Annotated in this window: 22 protein-coding genes and 1 pseudogene; 11 read left to right on the forward strand and 12 right to left on the reverse strand. The window is 40.9% G+C overall.

The features are described from left to right. Window positions 1-4 precede the first annotated feature (4 nt). Genes ACYVRA_RS17700 through ACYVRA_RS17715 form a run of 4 tightly spaced genes read right to left on the reverse strand, consistent with a single transcriptional unit; the run spans window position 5 to window position 6228 of the window. Complete coding sequence (locus ACYVRA_RS17700; protein WP_461254065.1) at window positions 5-2632, reverse strand: hypothetical protein; 2628 nt, start codon at window positions 2630-2632, stop codon at window positions 5-7. A 34-nt stretch (window positions 2633-2666) separates the two neighbouring features. Next, a complete protein-coding gene (locus ACYVRA_RS17705) occupies window positions 2667-3812 on the reverse strand; it encodes a radical SAM protein (RefSeq protein WP_461254066.1) in 1146 nt (381 codons plus the stop codon). Window positions 3813-3863: 51 nt separating this feature from the next. Beyond that, the gene (locus ACYVRA_RS17710) at window positions 3864-4151 is read right to left on the reverse strand and encodes a RyR domain-containing protein (protein ID WP_461254067.1); all 288 of its coding nucleotides are present in this window, start codon (window positions 4149-4151) and stop codon (window positions 3864-3866) included. Between the two features lie 52 nt (window positions 4152-4203). Continuing rightward, on the reverse strand, window positions 4204-6228 hold the full coding sequence (locus tag ACYVRA_RS17715) for a hypothetical protein (RefSeq protein ID WP_461254068.1): 2025 nt from the start codon (window positions 6226-6228) through the stop codon (window positions 4204-4206). 216 nt (window positions 6229-6444) lie between these two features. On the opposite strand from ACYVRA_RS17715, the gene ACYVRA_RS17720 reads away from it, so the two are divergent. From ACYVRA_RS17720 to ACYVRA_RS17755, 8 genes are all read left to right on the forward strand, one after another. Further along, on the forward strand, window positions 6445-7488 hold the full coding sequence (locus tag ACYVRA_RS17720) for a beta-ketoacyl-ACP synthase III (RefSeq protein WP_461254069.1): 1044 nt from the start codon (window positions 6445-6447) through the stop codon (window positions 7486-7488). Between the two features lie 8 nt (window positions 7489-7496). Continuing rightward, window positions 7497-8462, forward strand: coding sequence for an ACP S-malonyltransferase (locus ACYVRA_RS17725; protein WP_461254070.1), 966 nt, complete (start codon window positions 7497-7499; stop codon window positions 8460-8462). Window positions 8463-8506: 44 nt separating this feature from the next. Then, window positions 8507-9241: a 3-oxoacyl-[acyl-carrier-protein] reductase gene (gene fabG, locus ACYVRA_RS17730; protein ID WP_461254071.1), complete on the forward strand. Its 735-nt coding sequence runs from the start codon at window positions 8507-8509 to the stop codon at window positions 9239-9241. Between the two features lie 36 nt (window positions 9242-9277). Continuing rightward, complete coding sequence (gene fabF, locus ACYVRA_RS17735; protein WP_461254101.1) at window positions 9278-10522, forward strand: beta-ketoacyl-ACP synthase II; 1245 nt, start codon at window positions 9278-9280, stop codon at window positions 10520-10522. Window positions 10523-10539: 17 nt separating this feature from the next. Beyond that, window positions 10540-10959 (forward strand): 3-hydroxyacyl-ACP dehydratase FabZ, encoded by a 420-nt coding sequence (gene fabZ, locus ACYVRA_RS17740; protein WP_461254072.1) that lies wholly within the window; start codon window positions 10540-10542, stop codon window positions 10957-10959. A gap of 120 nt (window positions 10960-11079) precedes the next feature. Next, window positions 11080-12288, forward strand: coding sequence for an enoyl-ACP reductase FabV (gene fabV / locus ACYVRA_RS17745; RefSeq protein ID WP_461254073.1), 1209 nt, complete (start codon window positions 11080-11082; stop codon window positions 12286-12288). 153 nt (window positions 12289-12441) lie between these two features. Then, window positions 12442-12939: a hypothetical protein gene (locus tag ACYVRA_RS17750; protein WP_461254074.1), complete on the forward strand. Its 498-nt coding sequence runs from the start codon at window positions 12442-12444 to the stop codon at window positions 12937-12939. A 154-nt stretch (window positions 12940-13093) separates the two neighbouring features. Then, window positions 13094-13312: a DUF6722 family protein gene (locus ACYVRA_RS17755; protein ID WP_461254075.1), complete on the forward strand. Its 219-nt coding sequence runs from the start codon at window positions 13094-13096 to the stop codon at window positions 13310-13312. Between the two features lie 335 nt (window positions 13313-13647). Here the strand turns inward: ACYVRA_RS17755 and ACYVRA_RS17760 are convergent, their stop codons facing one another. From ACYVRA_RS17760 to ACYVRA_RS17775, 4 genes and pseudogenes are all read right to left on the reverse strand, one after another. Next, window positions 13648-13833, reverse strand: coding sequence for a hypothetical protein (locus tag ACYVRA_RS17760; protein WP_461254076.1), 186 nt, complete (start codon window positions 13831-13833; stop codon window positions 13648-13650). Between the two features lie 14 nt (window positions 13834-13847). Then, window positions 13848-14132, reverse strand: a pseudogene (locus ACYVRA_RS17765) (type II toxin-antitoxin system RelE/ParE family toxin); the annotation flags it as partial. Between the two features lie 97 nt (window positions 14133-14229). Then, on the reverse strand, window positions 14230-14439 hold the full coding sequence (locus ACYVRA_RS17770) for a type II toxin-antitoxin system RelE/ParE family toxin (RefSeq protein WP_461254077.1): 210 nt from the start codon (window positions 14437-14439) through the stop codon (window positions 14230-14232). Between the two features lie 64 nt (window positions 14440-14503). Next, window positions 14504-14878: a helix-turn-helix domain-containing protein gene (locus tag ACYVRA_RS17775; RefSeq protein WP_461254078.1), complete on the reverse strand. Its 375-nt coding sequence runs from the start codon at window positions 14876-14878 to the stop codon at window positions 14504-14506. A gap of 194 nt (window positions 14879-15072) precedes the next feature. Here ACYVRA_RS17775 and ACYVRA_RS17780 point away from each other — a divergent pair, with 194 nt between their 5' ends. From ACYVRA_RS17780 to ACYVRA_RS17790, 3 genes are all read left to right on the forward strand, one after another. Beyond that, window positions 15073-15534, forward strand: a complete 462-nt coding sequence (locus ACYVRA_RS17780) for a hypothetical protein (RefSeq protein ID WP_461254079.1) — start codon at window positions 15073-15075, stop codon at window positions 15532-15534. A 199-nt stretch (window positions 15535-15733) separates the two neighbouring features. Then, the gene (locus tag ACYVRA_RS17785) at window positions 15734-16123 is read left to right on the forward strand and encodes a type II toxin-antitoxin system VapC family toxin (protein WP_461254080.1); all 390 of its coding nucleotides are present in this window, start codon (window positions 15734-15736) and stop codon (window positions 16121-16123) included. Window positions 16124-16154: 31 nt separating this feature from the next. Next, complete coding sequence (locus tag ACYVRA_RS17790; protein WP_461254081.1) at window positions 16155-16280, forward strand: hypothetical protein; 126 nt, start codon at window positions 16155-16157, stop codon at window positions 16278-16280. Between the two features lie 326 nt (window positions 16281-16606). Here the strand turns inward: ACYVRA_RS17790 and ACYVRA_RS17795 are convergent, their stop codons facing one another. Genes ACYVRA_RS17795 through ACYVRA_RS17810 form a run of 4 tightly spaced genes read right to left on the reverse strand, consistent with a single transcriptional unit; the run spans window position 16607 to window position 20033 of the window. Further along, a complete protein-coding gene (locus ACYVRA_RS17795) occupies window positions 16607-17152 on the reverse strand; it encodes a metallophosphoesterase family protein (RefSeq protein ID WP_461254082.1) in 546 nt (181 codons plus the stop codon). 10 nt (window positions 17153-17162) lie between these two features. After that, window positions 17163-17810: a Crp/Fnr family transcriptional regulator gene (locus ACYVRA_RS17800; RefSeq protein WP_461254083.1), complete on the reverse strand. Its 648-nt coding sequence runs from the start codon at window positions 17808-17810 to the stop codon at window positions 17163-17165. 1 nt (window position 17811) lies between these two features. Then, window positions 17812-18807 (reverse strand): cyclic nucleotide-binding domain-containing protein, encoded by a 996-nt coding sequence (locus ACYVRA_RS17805; RefSeq protein ID WP_461254084.1) that lies wholly within the window; start codon window positions 18805-18807, stop codon window positions 17812-17814. After that, window positions 18807-20033 carry an amidohydrolase family protein gene (locus ACYVRA_RS17810; RefSeq protein ID WP_461254085.1) on the reverse strand — a complete coding sequence of 409 codons (1227 nt, stop codon included), beginning with the start codon at window positions 20031-20033 and terminating at the stop codon, window positions 18807-18809. Before ACYVRA_RS17810 ends, ACYVRA_RS17805 begins: the two co-directional genes overlap by 1 nt. Between the last annotated feature and the right edge of the window lie 208 nt (window positions 20034-20241).

A 20241-nucleotide genomic window follows, 5' to 3' on the forward strand; every position in this document is an offset into this window, starting at 1 on the left:
TCCTTTATTTGTTTTTCTCGCTTTTCCAATTAAAATCTTTAAACATTTTTGCAAATATCTTCCCTATTAAACCGCCATTAATTAACTGTCCGCCCCTATTAAAGGCATATTTTGCAGGCGTAGTTTCTTGTAATCCCTTTAATATTTCCGATTCATCTTCTTTATTTGCATCTATCGCCGAAGGCAGAATAATATCGGTAGCAAGCGCTTGAAGCAATGAAAAAAGCGTGTCGTCTTTTGGCTCTAACGGTTTTGTCAGTTTTTCTAAATCTTCTTGCTTTTCACCAGAAATCTCGTATCGCGCCACAAGCTCTTTTGCAAGCTGTTTCCTTATGCCAACAACAATTTTCTTTAAAAACTCTTGATCTTCAAAACAGGTCGAATTGCTAATCACTTGATTAATATTGGCGACAATTTCCTTTCCTATATCGCTCTTTTCTTTTTCTTCACGGAGCGCGTTTATTTCTTCTTCTTTAATTTTTAACTTTTTATCAAATTCTTTTTCTTTATCCTTTATTTTATTTTCAATTTCCTGACGATGCAGTTGAACGGCTTCAGTAAAGTTTAAATCATCTTTTAAAGCTTCGATTATTTTTTCATATTTTTCAACATAATATCTTTCGTAATCATTATAATATTCGTAAAAATCAGATATTGCGCCTACATAATAGTAATTTGATATTGCGTGATATGCGTCTGTCTCCCAAAACCAACGATACTTCTTCTTGCCTTTAGACTTATCAACAAATCGCTTTTGATCAATGCGATCCAATGATTCGCCCATTTGTTTTTGAGGGTATTGAACTACATATTTTGACAATAGGTGGTTTGTTTTTAATAATAGCGGCGTAAGCGAGCAAACCCTTATGTAGTGCTTGCGTAATCTTTCCGCAAGAGTACGGTCAGGCCCCATTTCTTTATTATTTTCTTCGCTGATTTTTTCCGTAAATCTTAAAATAAGTGAATCCGCGCCAAACGCTTTATCATTGTCCTCTAGGTTATCAAAAAACCGCTGTGTTTTTTGAACATGCAAAAGCATCGCATCCTGCATTTTTTGATATTCTTTCTCGCCCTCTTCTTTTTTTTCATATTTTTCATTACGTATTTTCAAATCATACCCACAGTTCAAGATAACGCCAATTTGCAATAATCCGGTAAATAACGCATTGGTTTGCCCGCCATTTTCTATAGCTTCTTTTGTCGCGGTTGTTGCCCTAATATCCTCATAAAAAAATGTTTCTTCAAGCTTGTCTTCAATGTTTCCCCAAATCTCTTCAGAAACATCTTCCAAATGTTTTTTTAGTATAGACAATTGACCTTTTTCTTCATCCAGAATTCTGCTGCCTTCATTAAAATTCGCAAATGTTTCGATTCTTTCAGTATAATCAGGATTGGTAAGCGTATTAAGCGCGTCTTTAATACCTTCCAATCTTGAAATATCATCTCTTAATTTTTCCCCTTCTTTAGAAATATTTTTTTTAGTAATTTCTTCTTTAGAATCTTCTAACTGAGAGTCCTCTAATGCCTCCGCAGTTTCCTGTTCTTTTTTCTCATTGTTTTTTAAATCTCGTTCTTTATCATTAATATATTTTTCTATATCTCTTTTCTTATCTTCCAATCCATTTTTATTATCCCAGTATTTTTCACCTAATTCACCTAATTTTAATCTTAAGTCATCATCACCATCAATGTAACCTTCCTTGTTTTTTTTCTCTTTTAGTTCCTTTTCCCTTTTCATTTCCCTTTCAATTGTTCTTAATGAAATAATAATTTTCTGATATTCGGCAAAAAATGAAAGATAAATTGTAGATACCGCATAAGTGAAATACAGGGAACGTTCAGCGTCTTCATTATTATCAAGTTTTGTAAAGCTCCAACCCAAGTACTTTTTAGGTTTACCGTTGTCGTCTTTTTCGTCTTCGTCGATATAGCTCACCATACATTCATTAACGTATTTTAAACACCACATTGCTAAGAATTCAGCTTGTTTGCGTAAATTTTTATCAGTAAAAACCGGCACTTCTTTATCATCTTTTTTCTCTGACAAATTTAATATTCGTAAAAAAACAGGGATAGCCCACGATATTGAATCGATATATGACTTGCCATCAAGTCCCTTTGTAAAAGCTCCTGTTTCGTATGGTGACGCGTCGAATACAGGTTCATTATCGTTTAAAGACGGTTCCTTGTTTCTATAAATAATTTTTAGAATCGCGGTTATTCCCGCTTTGATAGTCTCAAATAGCTTATCTCTGTAATGCGATTTAGGAGGTAATTTTTTCCAAATGCTCATAGCGGTTAAAACTGCAGGACAAATTGAAAGTAATCCAGAATGCTTTGTTTTATATTGTGATGACATAAAAAAGGTCAGACCTTCTTCTATAATTTCTTTATAACCTTTCTCGGATAAATGAACGTCTTCTTTGTAAATGTCTTCGCTTAAAAGCTCTTGAACAATCTCACCAGCTATTATTTCCAAATCCTTATATTGATCAAATACATTTTTCTCGGGAAGCGGATGTTCTCTTGTTTCTATTTCTCCGTTCTTCGTTTTTATCTTAATTTTAAAAGATTTAGACCGCGACTTGTTTTCAACTTCAAAAGCGTTTTTAGTTTTATTTCTATCGTCCATTTTTATCTCCTTTTTTGGTTTATTTACTCATTTTCTACGGATGTTTGATCGGAAACCCTTTCGGATATTTTTGCGGGTATAAATACCCTATTTCTCCATATATATATCTAAGAGCCCTGCATACGCGGGTTTTTACTCTGAAAAGGCTGCCGTTTTCGTTGAGAGTTTCACCTAAGCAGAATCCCGCACAGTACTCTCCCGCCGCACATTCACGGCAATCGGACGGCATATTATGCAACGTCCGGCTTTGCAAGATTTTTAATTTGTTTTCATCGTAAACAATCTTGTCATTTTCCGCGTCGTATTTCGCGTAAATCATAGCGTCCATCTTTCCGGCATCTTTTCCGTATGTCGCCATCTCACATGCGGAAAGATACCCGTCCATTGTCAGGTGCGGCATTGGCAGACACGCGCGGCATGCCTTATCGGTCTTGCCGTCAAAGTTTGTAGTTAAATTGCTTTCATAAAATATATCACGCTCCCATGCGTGATTATGCGCGTCAATAAAAGTCGAGGCAAACTGCATCATGTCTATCGGTTCATAAGTTTTTTCAGCCACATCAAAAACAGGAGGAAAAATCGGGTCTACCCAGAAGGTATCAATACCATAGTTGTCATAATAGTAATCAATGCCCTCTTTTTGCCTATTTATATTGTGTATGGTAATTGTCGCGCGAATAACGATTTTTGCTTTTCTGTCCGGCATATCTTTTAAATATTGAAGGTTTTTCAGGATAATAGGCGATGATGGCTTGCCGTTTGGCGTTATACGATATTTATCGTGGTCTTCGGGCAGCAAATCCACTGATAGGTGAATATAATCCATATTCTTACCAAGCCAATTCGCCGTTTCCTGTGAAAATATGCCGTTTGTCTGAATCTCGGCTTGCATTTCAGGCTCTAAACGTATCGCGTCACAATAAATTTTTTTTAAAAGTTCAATTTCAATCGTTGGCTCGCCATCGGAGAAAAAGCGGATATGTTTTATCCCGCCAGCACCGCCCATATAGTCCTCCATAACGCGATGGGCAAAGTTATAGTCTAAAACGCCCTTTTCGCAATTTCTTGCGCCAAAACAATAAGTACAGCGTAAATTACACTGTGTGGTAAGTAAAAAAGATATAGCTTTTTTATCGCAATATGGCATTATTCTCCTGTACCCATTAAATATATTATTCATTTTATTGAAAAAAAGTCAAGAGGATGTTAGACGGAATCGCGAATTATTTATTTATTGCTTTGATTTCTGGATAGAAAATCCAAGGCTTATTATCGCTTTGAGCGCTTCCGTTGCGGTTGCGCGGTCATAGTTTTTTTCCGATTCAGAAAGTTCTTCATATGGGATAATGCACGGATGTTTCTTTTTTAAATCATCACGCACATCGCCGTGCGTCCAACCGTCGGCAATCCGTCCGGCTGCCCATACTTCATGCGTGTTTTTGGCTAAAACTTCACCTAGCGCCAAAATATCGCCGCTTAGTGATATTTTTGCCGTATCAATCGGAGTAGGTTTGTACATAAAAGCCTCCTTATTATCAAATGTTGCAAATATTTTTTACGTTTTTTCGTACTTATTTTTTACCTGCCGCTTCTAAAAACTTAGGTATATTTTCAATTATATGCCGATCATTCATTTTAAAATCCCGTTTTTGCTCTTTTAAGTTTTCCGTATGATTTGCCAATTTCCTGTATGCCTCGCTGATTTTATCCAATTCATCCCAGTGGACAAGGCATACTTGCAAACGGGCTTTTGAGTCTCTGCGGGCAAAATCAAGGCTGTTTCCATTACCGTTATACTCATTAAAGCGCCGGTTCATTTCTTCTATGTCAATTGGCCGATACCCCATCGCCGCATGAAAGGCATTCCAACGAAGATGCTCTGTCTGTGCAAGAATCTCCGCAAGGGAATTATCATTGGTAAGAGTCTTTTTTTCTATCGCGTCTTTTTCATTGCATCCTGCCAGTTTGAGCATGGCGGGAATAAAATCGGCGGCTGCCCGGTTGCTTTCCTGTAAAAACCATTCAAGTTCATGCCACGGCTGCCCTCCGTAAACATCATTTACCGCTTCTGCCATAATATCGGCTTGCTCACGGATTACTACCGATTCTTTGTATACCTCATAACGGCTGCCAAAGACAAATATTTTTTCATCTTGCTTTGTTTCATGCAAGCTTTTATCTTTTTGGGAAACAGTAATAACTTGCTTTGTTTCACACAAGTTCCCATTCATTTCAGTAACAGCAATAAACGGCAGCGCTTTAATGCCTTTGCGTTCATAGTGATGTTTTATATCCAATGCCGTTTGTTTATTTATTTCATCGCCGTGTAAAGCTGCAACTATATAATCCACGTTATTTCTTTTATCTTGCAATATAAAATCTAACAGTGTAAAAAATTCTTTACATTGAACATTAATATTTTCAAACTCCATATCGCAGCAAAGTTTTAACCCGGGATACCTATGCAGAAAACAATCGCGCAAATTATCTATATCCTTGTCTATGATTATCGCCCGCATACGGCTTCCCATAAACTGCCCGTTCATCACTAGCCGTAAAAGCGCAGACTGTCCCACCGGCCCAAAGCCAAGTATCATTACGGTAAAGTTGCGCGCCGCCTTGCCGCCTGATAAATTAAGCCCCGGACATTCAAAGGGCGGATGTTTTTCAATCATTTGACGGGTCAATAAATCAATTTCGTTGACAATATGAAATGTGCAGGGGTATTTGCGTTGATTGCCGTCTTTTGCCTGTGTAATTTCTTCTATTTTTTCGCGGTCCCATTCCGATAAAGTAAAAACAAAAACATCCAGTTTTTCCGGGTTTAAAGTATTTTCTTTTGCATATTCCGCAATAAGCTGCACGTCGTCCAGTATGGATGCGTCTTTAGACATCAGTACTATATTATATTTTTTTTCTTTTATAAAATTATTTAACCAGTTTCTTCTTTTCAACTTGGCTTTTTTTAAGAAATATGAAAAATCATGATCTCTGTCCAGTACTCGCACAATGCCGCCAAAACGCGACGCTTTTTCATAGATTTTTTTCTCATCGTCATCTTCTTCCAGTAAAAAAATAATAAGCCGCTTTTTATCGGGGTGTTTTTTTTCCATATCATGGGTAACGATATTTTCAGCTAACAACAGGGCGTTCTTATCGCTCCCTTTAATAATGTATAACTCTTTATGAGACCCAAAATTCAAACGGAAATTATCAATTAACTTACGGCCGAACAAAGCAATCAATGCGGTTTGAACGATTATCAAAGCCGAGATGTAGCAGCACCATAAAAGGATTTTTATCCATACGTTTTCCGTCAGCCATTGCGTTCCCTGAACATTATTTAAAACTTCATAGTCATCGTTAATTGAAAACATTCGCGCTGTGCTGAATAATCCGCGCAATGCGGCAAATAACGCGTCAGCAAATCCTGAGCCGGACGATAAATAACCGGCCGTATAGAGCGAAAAAGCTATGACAACGAATAATAAACAAACACATAACATTACACGCTTGAATCGTATCGTCAGATAAAATACGATAAAAATAAAGAAGATAAATAAAAAAATTAACGCTAAAATAATAAAGAGTGACATTGACTACCTCCAATCAATATATTCTACAAACCCATGCCAATAAGCGTCAATATGTAAAAAAACAGGCCGCGTTAGTTCATTTTTTAAATCCATAGTATTATATTATAAACTTGCAACCTAAAAAAAATACCCGTGTCAAAATTACATCTTGACAAAATCGAGAAATTTGTAAACATTAGGAGTATGATAAATTGTCAAAAATTATCATAATAAATTATGGCTATTGAAATCATAGGAACGGGGAAAGCTGTGCCGCCCCAAAAGGTCAGCAACGAAGAATTAACAACTCGGGTCGATACAACTGATGAATGGATCAGGTCACATACTGGGATTGGCAATCGCCATATCGCGGATGAATCCGTAGCGTGCAGCGATTTGGCGGCGGAAGCGGCGATAAACGCCCTAGCCATGTCGGCGGGTTATACCGGCGATGATCCCGCGGAAAGGGACAGAGTTGCGGCGGAGGCAGCCGCGTCTATTGATGTGATTATTTTGGCTACAGCTTCGGCTGATTATTTTGGAACTCCATCTACAGCCTGTATTGTGCAAAATAAGATTGGCGCTAAAAAGGCCGCCGCAATGGACATTACCGCAGGCTGTACCGGCTTTGTTTACGGGCTTGAGATTGCCGCAGGGCTTTTAAGTGTCAGCTCTGAACGCAAACGCGCTCTTTTAATCGGCTCTGAAATTTTAAGTAAAATGCTTGATTGGAGTGAGAGGAAAACCTGTGTTTTATTTGGCGACGGCGCGGGGGCTGTCGTGATAGAAAAAACCGCCGCAGACCCACAGTCTTCCAACCGGGGAGTTTTACATTCAATTTTACGCGCGGACGGTTCGGGCAGTGAAAGCCTTGTTATGCGAAGAGGCGGCACGCGAAATCCTTTTAAAAAAGGGGAAACTATTGATTTGCCGATCTGCGTCGAGATGAACGGGCAGGAAGTGTATAACTTCGCGGTTGGGGCGATAGCCGAAACAATAGACGCCCTTATGAAGACGGGGAATATCGGCATTGATGATATCACATGGATTGTCCCTCATCAGGCTAACGCGCGAATTATTCAAGCCGCCAGAAGACGACTGCATATTCCTGCTGAAAAAATTTATTTAAATATTGAAGAATACGCCAACACTTCATCAGCGTCAATTCCAATCGCATTAGACGAAATGAACAGGAGCGGCAAGTTAAAGAAAGGGGATTTAATCCTAACAGTTGGGTTTGGCGGCGGCCTTACCTACGGCGGAAATATAATAGTTTGGTAGAGGATAGTATGAACAAAAATAATGTTGTGTATTTGTTCCCCGGACAAGGAGCGCAGTACTCAGGTATGGCGATGGATTTGCTTGAATCCGACGCTGTAAAATCACTTTTTAATACGGCATCCGAAGTTTTTGGAAAAGACGTAAAAGAACTTCTTCAGTCCGACGCCGACACTTTAAAACGCACAGACGTTTCACAGCCGGCGATTACCGTCGCTAATCTGGCGGCTGCGGAATTTCTTAAAAGCAAGGGTTTTAGCCCCGCCGCCTGCGCCGGTTTCAGTCTTGGCGAATATTCCGCGCTTGTGTGCGCGGGCGTTATCAGCGCGGCTGACTGTTTCCGACTTATCAAGGCAAGGGGTGAAGCAATGCAAAAAACTTGCGACCGTCTTCGCGAATTAAGCGGCGGAGACGCGGCGGCGGCACCGGGTATGGCGGCTGTAGTCGGTCTTGCTCCCTCTCAGGTTGAAGAATTAATTGCAAAATGGAGCAATGAAGGGCTAAAGGATTTGTATGCCGCCAATATCAATTCGCCAAAACAGTTGGCGGTGAGCGGAACAGCCGCCGCGTTAGCTGAAGCGGAAACCCGTTTTAAAACCGCGGGCGCAAGGCGCGTTTTACGTTTGCAAGTAGCCGGTCCTTTCCATTCGCCGCTTATGGCTGACGCTGCGGAAGCTTTCCGCCCGGCGTTGGAAGCCATAACATTCAGCGATCCCATAACGGCTGTTTTTTCCAATGTTACGGGAAAGAAAATTAATTCAGGCGATGAAGCGAAAAAACTCGCTTTACTTCAGATAACAAACCCTGTCCGCTGGGTGGAAGAAGAAGCGGCTATTGCCGCCGCCGGATACGAAGCCTGCCTTGAAGTTGGTCCAGGCAAGGTGTTGCAAGGTCTCTGGAAAGATTCATCGCCAGTCGATGGCGGCGGAATTCCCGTATTTGCCGCTGGAACTGCGGAAGATATATCGAAATTATAAAGATTATTGATAAAATATGTTAATATTTATTTAGGAGGACTATTTTGGAACTTAACGGAAAAAAAGCATTAATAACAGGGGCGGGGCGCGGAATAGGAAAAACTATCGCAGATATTTTTCTTGCTTCCGGCGCGGAAGTTTGGGGGCTTGATATAAGAGAGCCTGATGATTTAAACGCGCGTGTTGAAAAAGCCGCCGGAAAACTCCACTGGGTCAGCGCCGATTTAAGCAAGTTAGGCGAAATAGACGGCGTTATTGATAATGTGATAAAACAATCGGGCGGTTTTGACATACTTGTAAACAACGCCGGAATTACAAAAGACAATCTTTCATTTAGAATGTCTCTTGAAGAATGGCAAAAGGTAATTGATATAAATCTGTCTGCGGCGTTTTTTGTCTCCCGCACTGTGGCAAGAGACATGATCCGCAAACGCGCGGGTTCAATTATTAATATGTCGAGCGTTATCGGCATACACGGCAATGGCGGGCAGGCAAATTATTCCGCAAGCAAAGCGGGATTAATCGGCATAACAAAAAGTTTAGCTAACGAAGTGGCAAGCCGCGGGGTGCGGGTAAACGCGATAGCGCCCGGTTTTATCGAGACAGATATGACTGCGGTATTACCTGAAGAAGCCAGAAAAAAAATGTTAGAAGCGATTCCCTTGAAACGTCCTGGAAAGCCGGAAGATGTCGCAAACGCGGTGTTTTTCTTAGCTTCCGATATTTCATCATATATTACAGGGCAGGTTCTGCCCGTAGACGGCGGAATGTTTTTTTAGGAGTATGAAGTGAAGAAAAAAGTTGTAGTAACAGGAATGGGAATTATTTCGCCCATTGGTAATAACATTGAAGATTTTTGCGCTGCGTTGAAAGCCGGAAAAAGCGGCATTGGGAAAATTTCTCTTTTTGATACCACCGGGTTTGACGTAACGATAGCCGGTGAAGTAAAAGATTTTGATCCGACACAGTGGATGGATAAAAAAGAAGCGCGAAAAATGTGCCGCTTTACGCAGTTTGCGGTATCCGCTACGGCGCAGGCTTTGATTCATGCGGGATTAATGGGCGATGTCAACGCTGAGGGCAAACACCCCGTAAAAAGCAATGCTGAAAGAACAGGAATTGTAATTGGCAATGGTATCGGCGGATTTGAAATAGTTTCAGAATCAATGAAAAAATTATTTAATGACGGTCCCAAGCGAATGTTGCCTCTAACCGTCCCAATGATGATTCCTAACGAAGCCGCCGGAAATATCTCCATGTTGTTCGGCACAAAGGGTCCCGCCTTCACTCAGGTTACTGCCTGCGCTTCAGGAACAGACGCTTTGGGGCAGGCGCTTGATTTAATTCGCGCCGGACGCTGTGATGTGATCATTTCAGGCGGAACAGAAGCGACTATCATTCCGTTTGCTGTCGGCGGCTTTCAAATGCTCAAGGCGCTTTCTACAAAGAGGTGCAACGAGCCTGAAAAAGCGTCCCGTCCCTTTGACGCGGATCGCGACGGCTTTGTAATGGGAGAGGGATCTGGCATATTGATTCTGGAGAGCGAAGAACACGCGAAAACGCGAGGCGCGAAAATTATTGCCGAGTTGGCGGGATACGGGGCGACAGCAGACGCGTATCACATAACATCACCTGACCCGGAAGGAAACGGCGGCGCAAATGCGATAAAAATGGCTCTTGCCGACGCGGAACTAAAGCCCGAAGATATTCAGTATTACAACGCCCACGGCACGTCAACTGAAATTAACGATCCAACGGAAACCAAAATGATAAAAATGGCCTTTGGCGATCACGCCTATAAAATGAAAGTTTCCAGTACCAAGAGTATGCACGGCCACTGTATCGCCGCAGCCGGAGGAATCGAAGCTATCACCTGCATTCTCGCGATGCGCGACGGTTTTTATCCGCCCACAATAAATCTTGACAATCCCGCTCCTGAGTGTGATTTGGACTATGTGCCAAATAAGGCGCAGTACGGCGAAATAAACGCCGCCGCTTCCGGTTCGCTTGGTTTTGGCGGACACAATGGCGTGGTAGTATTTAAAAAATACAACGGTTAATAATTAAGGAGACAAAAATGAACGAGATTGAAAAACTGCTGCCGCACCGCGAACCTTTTCTCTTTGTTGACGAAATTGTCGAAGCGTCAAACGAGAAAATTATCGCAAAGCATAAATTTACCGAGAGCGAGTATTTTTTTAAAGGCCATTTCCCCGATTACCCGGTTGTGCCGGGAGTGATCCTTGTTGAAACAATGGCGCAATCTGGCGGCGCGGGCTTGAGAAAAATAGGCGCGATTGGAGATGACGCTTTATTTTTCTTTGCAAGCGTTGATAAGGTAAAATTCCGCCGCCAGGTTCGTCCCGGCGATGAAGTCCGCAGCGAAGTAGTGAACCTTCGAGTTTCACCTAACATGGTCAAACAGCAGGGTAAGGCTTATGTCGGCGATGAGCTTGCCGCGGAAGCTGAATGGATGTGCCTAGTTGGAAAGAAATAGCGGACTTGTTCAGGAACCCGGTTGGTGTCCGAACAAATCTTGCAATTTTTTAGGCTAAAGCCCTGCAAAATTGCGATTTTATAAGCGTCGTCTGTCATGGCGAAAAATTGGAGTAAGTAAATGCAAATAAAACCGATGATTAGAAGCAATATCTGCCTGAACGCCCATCCGGCGGGGTGCGCGGCAGGAGTATTAAAACAAATTGAATACGCAAAAAAACATTTATCCCCCGCGGAAGGCGCGCCAAAACTTGTTTTGGTTGTCGGCTGCTCTAACGGTTACGGTCTCGCCAGCCGTATATGCGCCGGTTTTGGATACAAAGCCGTCACAATCGGTGTCTCCCTTGAGAATGAGCCGTCGGAAAAACGGACAGGCACGTCCGGCTTTTACAATAATCAGGCTTTTGATAAGGAAGCGGCAAAGGCGGGGCTTGTTTCTATCTCTTTAAACGGCGACGCTTATTCTGATGAAGTAAAAATAAAAACAGCCGAGGCAGTCAGAGAAGCCGCTTCAAAGGCCGGCATACCGGCAAAGATCGATTTATTTGTTTATTCGCTCGCTTCTCCGGTAAGAAAAGATCCCAAGACGGGCGTTATGTACAAATCGGTAATTAAACCGATTGGCAAAGCTTTTTCAGGAAATAGTCTTAACATGCTGAATGGGACATTCAGTACGGCTGAAGCGGAGCCTGCAAACGAGGAAGAAATTTCCAACACCCTGAAAGTTATGGGCGGCGAAGACTGGGAGTTGTGGATGGACGCTTTGGATCATGAAGGGCTTCTTTCGCCTAAGACCCGCACTGTCGCTTACACTTACATTGGCCCTGAATTGTCGTGGGCCATTTACAAAAACGGAACCATAGGCAAGGCGAAAGAAGACCTTGAACGCGCCTGCCGCGAAATAAATAAAAAGTTTAAAGAGCAGAAAAAAATTGACGGCGCATGGGTTTCAGTAAACAAAGCCGTTGTTACCCGCGCAAGTGCCGTAATACCGATTATCCCGTTTTATGTTTCATGCCTTTTCAAAGTTATGAAAGACATGGGTCTCCACGAAGGCTGTATAGAACAAATTACCCGTCTTTTCCGCGATTTTCTTTATTCACCTAACGCCATAAACGACGCAAGTTCAGTCCCCGTAGACAATGAAAACCGCATCCGTATTGACGATTGGGAAATGCGCGAAGACGTGCAAAAAGCCGTTACGCAAAAAATGGAGGCTGTAACGCCCGAAAACGTTTTTACGGAAACTGACATAAACGGATTTAAGCACGATTTTCTGGAAGTCCACGGGTTTGATGTTGAAGGCGTTGATTATGAGGCGGAGATTTAATTAAATATCTAAAACTTCAGTTTTTAATGTTTAATCATTGTCAAGTGGCTTAAATAATTAACTTGTTTTTCTTTAATATTTTTGTTATATTAATTAATATAACCATTACAGTTTAAAATTACTCGTAAAACAGGGACAATTATGGAGGTTTCAATGAAAAATTTTGCAAAACTTTTCGTGATTATCGCCTTAATGACGGTAATAGGACTCACAGTAGCTTGTGATATTGCCACAGAGGGCGGCGATCCCAAAGAATATGATGAACTCAGAGAAGTTGCTACAGATGGCCGTTTGATTATTAACGGACTAAGCGCCTATGACGGACAGTTGATATGGGCCCATACTTCATTGGAAACATTTCATACATATCTTGTAGCCTGTGAACAAATTTCTCTCGCATACCTAAACGGCGAACCAGTTAATTTGAGTGAAAGTACAGACTCAACGGTTATAGATGGCAAAGCAACCTTAAAAGTATTTAAAGAAAATAAAGACACTCGCTTTATGGAAAATTACGACGGTAATGATCAAAATGTGGAGTTTCATGTTGGGGTTGGACCAGAAGGCGCCACACATGCCGCTTATGGAACCGTTACCGTAAGTTTTGCTAACGGGGTAGGTACGGGAGACTTTGTACTCGTTATTGAATAAAACGCATGATAATTGGGAATACATTCTGACCACTAAAACACATGAAAAAAGTATCATAGAAAAGGCCCTGTTTATATGTTTTAGTGGTCAGACGGTAATAGGCATTTTAAACTTGAGGCTTGCCACTTTCCCTGCATTATGCTAAAATAAAGGTATGGCAAAAAAAACAGTAGAACCAAATTCCGAATTTAGGGAAAATCTTGGCAAGCTATTACTGGATTTGTCAAAATTGACGTTTGCCAGTTTCATTTTAGGCGGCATTCTAAAAGGCGAATTGCCGCAGTATATTTTAATAGTAGCAGGCTGTGTTGTTTTTGTAATATTAGCAGTCGCCGGATTGATATTTTCTTCACGAAAAAAGAACAGGGGGTAATTTATGTGGTTAGTTGTATTTATGGCAGTTTGTACAGTTCCTCTAATTGTTTTAGGTTGCGTCTGTCTCTGGCGTGAAAGGCAATGGGAAAAGCACAATAAAGAAGTTGTTGCATAAACAGACGCAATACTTCTTTGCCTTTTCCCCCAAAACCACTCAAAGATTTTATTCGGCATACATCTTGTATCGTTAATAAGCACATTCAATTTTCTGTTGAATTAGTGATGCTTTCTGATTTGCCTACCAAGCATAAAAAGACAAATACTTATCAATACTAGAGAAATGCCTACAATGAGTTGTAACAACATTTTTGCATCCTTATTTACCTTTTTCGGCTATGCGGTTACAAGATCGGCGTGTTCTATGTTTACAGTTTCATGTGCATTATTGTTCTTTGAGGTTTCTGAGGTAAGGCACAATTCGTCATATTCACGCATTCTGGCTTCGGAAAAAGCGCCAATATGGAATTTTTCAGTTGCACTCTCGTGAATTGTTTCAAGAATGTCGCTTTTGTACTTCATACTATTTCTTCTTTTTAAACCGCGTGAGCGGTTATGTTAATCGAATTCATCGCAACGCGATGAAAATCCTCCTCTGTAATTTCAATCAAAGTTCCACGGTTTAACCATGCTCTTATTTCAGTGTCAGTCAATTCAAAATCTTCTTTTGCGTCATCTTTGAACGCTTTCAATTCTTTATCGCTTATGTTGCTTCTGTCATTCTTGGAAAAACTATAGACGAAAAAAGTACGGTACTCGTTCCTAAAGTACACAATAATACAGTGTCCGCCCACTTTCCCTTCGCCCTGTCTGGCTACTCGTACTTTATATACCCGGGCGCACTGCTCAGGCTAAAGCCTTCGCGCATTATTCGTTATGTTAAAGTTTATTGTGCGCCATGCCATGTAGAATTATTCATCAACACGGCTTTGCCGTGCATAATTGGGCACCACCCAGATTTGCATCCGCTTGGTCTGCCTCAAGTTGTTCGACAATCTCCAATAATTCATTATCTGTAATGCCTTCCTTGTTAGCAAAACGGTTGAATCTTGTATATCTGAACGCTCTCACTTTTACATAATAACAAAAAAATAGACATGTTTCAAGGATAGTTTTAGATTCAGCCATAAAAAACGCCAACGGCGCAGTAGAAATTAGATATATGGGCTAACGCTCGCAATATTACAGAAATTTATTTCATAAAATCCCTGAAAACCCTTTCCATAGCATTATTAACCGCAATATTAACTTTTCGGGTCATTACTTTAGAAAGGCGGTCTAACATTTTTTTACTGTCATTACGCATAACAATGGGCGCAATATTAGGATTGGAATTTGTTTTAAAAAGTTCGTAGGCTTCTACTCCCAAACTTTCCGCTATTTGCGCTAATACAGCAGGTTTTGGATATTTTAGCCCCCTTTCAATGTTACTTAAAAAAGTAATAGAAATATCGGCTTTTTCGGCTAAAATCTCTTGAGAATACCGCCTTTCGTTTCTGACCAGCTTTATATTTTTTCCCAATATGGATTTTATTTCCTGTCCGTCCATGCCAATTATCCTTTTCAATCCTTATAAATTCTATTGAACTATATGATTTATATTTCTGTAAAAGTCTAAAAGTTCTATATAATTTATATAGAACTATATGATTTACCTATTGACAGAAATCATTTGGTTCTATATTTTTAGTATAGAACGGAAAGATTAACTTGCAGTTTCTTGTTAAATTGCCCGTTTCAATAAGATTTAAGGAGTTTTCCATGAAAAACATGAAATCAAATGTGGGGAGTTTTGCGACGGCAAAATTCCAAGTTATCAGGCTTTGCCTGATAGTCACTGTGGCGGTAATTGGATTTTCAATGGTTTCTTGCAAAGAAGAAGACGACCCACCAGTTATTAATCTATCCCTTAACGGCGTTTGGACAGCGATGGGTGGCGGTCTAGTTACTACCATTAGTGGCAGTAGCGGTACTCTTACAAGTATTGGTGTTAGTTCAGCCTTATGGCAAGATGCTGTAAGCAAAGGCTATGTTAAAGTTGGCAGCCAATACTTTAGAAACCTAACAAGTACGGGTACTTTAACATGGTCAGGGCAGGTGTTGGGTGTTCAATATTATACACCTAATGTCGCTGCAGGCACGAGTTGGTTGAATTGCACAATCACCATGAGTTCAAACGGACAAACCTTTACTGATGGTTCTAATACTTATACAAGGCAGTAAGATAGCCGCCGAATATCTGACACTCAAAATTGTGAGCCGAGAGTAGAGAGTAGAGAGCGGAGAGTTTCGCTTTCTACTCTCCTCTCTTTCAGTATACGTAACAGTATCTGACACCGAGTGCCTAACATTCACTTTTATCACTGTTCAGATTATTTTGAGAAATATTGACAAATACATATATATTTTATACGATTAAACAATGGAAATAGTTTTGGATGCAAGCGCAATAATAGCTTTTATTGCTGATGAACCTGAAAGTGGCATTGTTATAAATTGTACAAAAAATGCCGTGTTGGTTTCGCCACTTGTAGTATCTTCTGAAATCGCTAACGCTTTAACAAGAATGATGAAAAAAGGAATCATTACAGATAAAGAAAAAATGATCGAATTGGTAAATATTTTTCAGAAAATTCCAATTAAGATGATTGAAATTAATCTTGAAAAATCTCTGGAAATTGCATGGGAAAAGAAAATATATGCTTATGACGCTTTCTATTTAGAGTACACACAGCGTATCTGTCACCACTTTTCTCTAGTGCCGTTATGCGACATTTATACGCTGCCGATGGTGTCTATTGCTAATTGTTAATTGCTCATTACTTATTAGCGCTAGAAGATGTATGCCAAATAAAATCCTTGAGTACAGGCGGGCAGGCTGCGTGCGATGTAAAAACATCTTTCGGGCGTTCCCCGCCGGAGAGACTTTGGAAAAAAACAAAGAAAATTCAGAGAAAAAACGTCCCTGACCACTTAAATGCGATGAAGAAGTAGTTTTTGTTCATTAAGAAAAAAGTAATAAATGAATTAAGTATTTATAAATTTATCGTAATTTCGCATTTAAGTGGTCAGGGAAAGGCTCACAGCCAAATAAACGCACGGCGTAGCCGTGTGGATAATTAATGCCGCACGCTGAGAGCACCAAAAAATGCCGCAGTCCCCAATAAAAGCAAGGCCGCCTTTAGGTGGCCGCCAGTGCGAGTCGGGTTCTCCCAGAGTTTTTGCCACCCGCAGCCCTGCCATGACTGTACTTAATAAATTCCTTGGGCATACATCGTGTAACGAGGCCGTAACGTTAAATCTTCACTTCCTTAATCTTTCCCTGTGTGCCAATCTCATAAAATTTTACATTTAACGGTTTGCCGGTGGGACATTCAATAACGGCGAATGTCGCGCCTATCTTGCTTCGAGGCCGTCCGACGCTTCCGGGGTTGATAAGCGTAATACCATTTACTATTTTATAATAGGGAATATGAATGTGGCCGAATAACGCTACGTCCGCTCCCACGTTATTTGCGGCGGCTATGAGTATATTAAAATCGTTGTATAAATTGAGCCGGTGTCCGTGGCACATAAAAAAATTATGTTCCGCAAAGTTAAAGGTTAAAGCTTCCGATATTACAATCCCGTAATCGTTGTTTCCCATGACAAGTTTCCAATCGGTATAAAAACCTGATTCGTCCGCAGCGTACTGCAAGTCTGAAATACCGTCTCCAAGGAACGCCGCGGCGCAAATAGTGTCATTGGGCGGAAGGTGATCTTTCGCCCAATTAAAGACCGCTTTAAGCGCCCTGCTATTACCATGTGAATCTGAAAACACAAGGAGTTTTTTATTGTCCATAACTCAAAAATTAGGCGCCTCTTGAATTGCGTCTGGAACTGACAAAGCGGGAAAAATCGTTGATGTTTTTTACTGTTATGCGATCCGGGAAAATTTCTACGCGCCGCTGGTTTACAAAATGACCAAGAATATCTCTCGCTTCGTTGACGCTCATTCCCGCCCAGTGCGCTACTCCTTCAACCGTGGTTTTAAATTCACGCCGTTCGCTGGTTTTATCAATATCAGGCTGGGTTTCATCAAGCATAAGAAATACGTCGGCGATTTTCACCTGCGGCTCAGGAAGCGTAAGGATCATAAAGCGCCGTTTGGAATCGTATATGCGTTTGCAAAACATTTTTAAAAGTTTCAGGGCAATTTGCGGATTTCCAAGGAGCAGGATTTCAAAATTTTGCGAATTAAATTCCAGCACTTTTACTTCATCAATCGCAATGGCCGTCGCAGAGCGTGGGGAGTTTTCCAAAATTGCCATTTCACCAAACATTTCGGAAGGTTGCAGAATATCCAATGTCCGCTCAATATCCCCAACAAGTTTTACAAGCTGTACTCTGCCCGATTGAATTAAATAAAAAGTATCGCCAAGTTCAAACTCGGAAAAAATTATTTCTCCCTGATGAAAAGTGCGTGAAAAACGGCCAAACGCGGCCAAATCCATAGCCATTTTACGCTCCCAAGGCGCTAAGCGCCTTCCTTGTTTTTTCGATAGTGGAGTCGTCCCCGCCCATTGAAACGATCTTTTTATAAAACGCTATCGCTTGATCTTTTCTGCCGGATTTTTCGTTACATTGACCCATAATAAACATGGTTTCCAATAATTCAGGATGCTTTGGGAATTTGGTCAACATACTGGTATAATACTTCAAACTCTCGTCAAACTTATTCATAAGGAACATACAACGGCCAATTTCGAAAGCCGCTTTCGCGGTCAATTCAGGATCGGTGCCGCTGTCTGTTATTAATTTAAATGTCATGAACGCTTCCTGATACTTTCCTTGCGAAACAAGACCTACGGCGTCATAATACGCCTTAGTTGCTTTCTCATTACTTTTCTGTGATACCGGCGCGGACGGCGCTTCAGAAGCGGCGTTACTGACGGAAACGCCCGGTCCTTTTCCGTCACCATAACGGGAAAGGGCGTTTTCCGCTATTTCCATATTTTTAGCCGCCTGAATAGCGTTTTTTCCTGAAGGGTAAAATGTCAAATAACGGCTGAATACGTGTTTTGCGTGGGTAAAGCGTTTGTTTTTTAAATAAAATTCGCCTACATTGTAAAGACCGTCGGCAGGCGGATGTTCTTCCTTTGCCATAACTTTGGAAACCTGTTTATGAACGCGCCTCATCTGGTTTGAAAAAACTTTTAACATTTTCATTATTATTCTGGAATTAGCCATTGCGACGGCCTCAAATTCGGGAACTGTAAATATCATTACGTTGGAATCTGACAGAGCGACGGCGTTTTCTTCACGCGCATAGCGTCCTAATGCTGATTTTACCCCGAAGAATTCTCCGGGCTGCACAGGATCTCTTACATCGGCTCCGGTCTCAATGTCCTGATAGACAAGGCTCACTTTTCCTGACTGCAAGATGTATATCTTCTCAGCAGGGTCGCCTTTAAAGTAAATAAGAGAACCTGAACGATATTGCGCTGGTTTTGGCATTACGCTCCTTCCTGTGCCGGCTCAAACGGCAGGTAATCCAGAATCTTTTTAAAACCGATTTTCTTTCTCACTTCGTTGTAAAGTCCCGCCGGGTCACCCTTTACAAACATCTCTCTGTTTCCCACTTTTATTTGCGTATAACCTGAAGGCAGTTTTCCGTTAAAAATATCAAGAAAACGCATCTCGCCGTATATCGGATTTCCAGCAAGCGCGAGCAGTTCTATGTCTTTCATGCCGGCGTTGACAAAGTTTTCATACGGATCGCTGTTTTTCCCTTTCAGTACGATAATGTCACCTAACAAACCTTCTTCCAAAGCGCCGACCCTGTCCTGCATTCTAAAGGCTTTTGCCGCGTTAATTGTAACCATCTCGAAGATTTTTTTTGCGGGAAGGTCTTCACCGTAAAGTTTTTGATACAATTCCCTGTCGTATTTCATTTCCTCAAGAATGTTTGCTGAGCCGGAAGCCGATGAATCTGTTCCGATTGTAATATTAACTCCCGCTTTTATCATTTTTCGCACTTTTGCCGTCACATTAAACATGAACATATTGGAAAACCCGCACCATGAAACGCTTGCTCCCGCTTTTGCAGTTTTCTTAATATCTTCATCGCTAAAAGCAATACAGTGAACAAACAGGCAATGGTCGTCCAGCACATTTAACTTTTCCAGCTTTTCAATGCTGTGCATGGCTTCATCGTCAAAACCTTCGCTAAGGTGGGTAATAAAAGGCCAATTATTTTGTTTCGCTTTTTTATGCTCAATTTCTATGCCCTCACCCCATTTTAAATCATAAGAGGAACATTCATGCTCGATACAGTATTCCTGAATAGCCCTGATTGGCAGGGTGGGTAATATTTGACTGTTTATCTCATGTGTAAAATGATCGTTCACCGTTGTTACGCCGGAAAACAGGCATTTATATCCTGAAAGAGCGTAGAGATCTTCCCTGCTCAATTTAGAGCGCTCCTTGAATGTCTCCGACGCTTTTAAGTCATTATCCCACGGCAGCCATGTCAGATAATAAGTGCCCTTTTTTGGACCTACAGGCGGACGATAATTCCCCTGCAAATGGTCATGGGTATTTATTAGAGAAGGGTACACAAAGGATTTTCCCTTCAAATCGATTTTTACGATACCGCCCGGAGAAACAATTTTTTCCCCTTTTACTCCCAAATCACCGGTATGTGCTTTTTTACCCGGGGAAACAATTACCCCGTTTTCCAAGACATACTCAAACACTTTAAAGACCGTCCTTACCTGAAAAAACTCTCTATACTATAATTCTATTGACAAACACTCAAAAAATCAATGTTTTAGGCTTTACTATTGATGCTGTGTATTAACATTGAATAAAAATTTTATTCTCACAAATCTTCCTATTATTATCGGTAATTTATGCATAAATAGGCAAAAATTTGATACAATATTTTTA

It is taken from the genome of Treponema sp. R8-4-B8, assembly GCF_054786175.1.

Coding starts and splice junctions, on each gene's coding strand:
- ACYVRA_RS17790 (WP_461254081.1), top strand. CDS start 16,155: ATGCCAAATAAAATCCTTGAGTACAGGCGGGCAGGCTGCGTGCGATGT.
- ACYVRA_RS17760 (WP_461254076.1), bottom strand. CDS start 13,833: ATGAAGTACAAAAGCGACATTCTTGAAACAATTCACGAGAGTGCAACT.
- ACYVRA_RS17780 (WP_461254079.1), top strand. CDS start 15,073: ATGAAAAACATGAAATCAAATGTGGGGAGTTTTGCGACGGCAAAATTC.
- ACYVRA_RS17800 (WP_461254083.1), bottom strand. CDS start 17,810: ATGGCTATGGATTTGGCCGCGTTTGGCCGTTTTTCACGCACTTTTCAT.
- ACYVRA_RS17770 (WP_461254077.1), bottom strand. CDS start 14,439: ATGGCTGAATCTAAAACTATCCTTGAAACATGTCTATTTTTTTGTTAT.
- ACYVRA_RS17715 (WP_461254068.1), bottom strand. CDS start 6,228: ATGTCACTCTTTATTATTTTAGCGTTAATTTTTTTATTTATCTTCTTT.
- ACYVRA_RS17720 (WP_461254069.1), top strand. CDS start 6,445: ATGGCTATTGAAATCATAGGAACGGGGAAAGCTGTGCCGCCCCAAAAG.
- fabZ (WP_461254072.1), top strand. CDS start 10,540: ATGAACGAGATTGAAAAACTGCTGCCGCACCGCGAACCTTTTCTCTTT.
- fabF (WP_461254101.1), top strand. CDS start 9,278: ATGGGAATTATTTCGCCCATTGGTAATAACATTGAAGATTTTTGCGCT.
- ACYVRA_RS17750 (WP_461254074.1), top strand. CDS start 12,442: ATGAAAAATTTTGCAAAACTTTTCGTGATTATCGCCTTAATGACGGTA.
- ACYVRA_RS17805 (WP_461254084.1), bottom strand. CDS start 18,807: ATGCCAAAACCAGCGCAATATCGTTCAGGTTCTCTTATTTACTTTAAA.
- ACYVRA_RS17705 (WP_461254066.1), bottom strand. CDS start 3,812: ATGAATAATATATTTAATGGGTACAGGAGAATAATGCCATATTGCGAT.
- ACYVRA_RS17725 (WP_461254070.1), top strand. CDS start 7,497: ATGAACAAAAATAATGTTGTGTATTTGTTCCCCGGACAAGGAGCGCAG.
- ACYVRA_RS17710 (WP_461254067.1), bottom strand. CDS start 4,151: ATGTACAAACCTACTCCGATTGATACGGCAAAAATATCACTAAGCGGC.
- ACYVRA_RS17795 (WP_461254082.1), bottom strand. CDS start 17,152: ATGGACAATAAAAAACTCCTTGTGTTTTCAGATTCACATGGTAATAGC.
- ACYVRA_RS17785 (WP_461254080.1), top strand. CDS start 15,734: ATGGAAATAGTTTTGGATGCAAGCGCAATAATAGCTTTTATTGCTGAT.
- ACYVRA_RS17700 (WP_461254065.1), bottom strand. CDS start 2,632: ATGGACGATAGAAATAAAACTAAAAACGCTTTTGAAGTTGAAAACAAG.
- ACYVRA_RS17755 (WP_461254075.1), top strand. CDS start 13,094: ATGGCAAAAAAAACAGTAGAACCAAATTCCGAATTTAGGGAAAATCTT.
- fabV (WP_461254073.1), top strand. CDS start 11,080: ATGCAAATAAAACCGATGATTAGAAGCAATATCTGCCTGAACGCCCAT.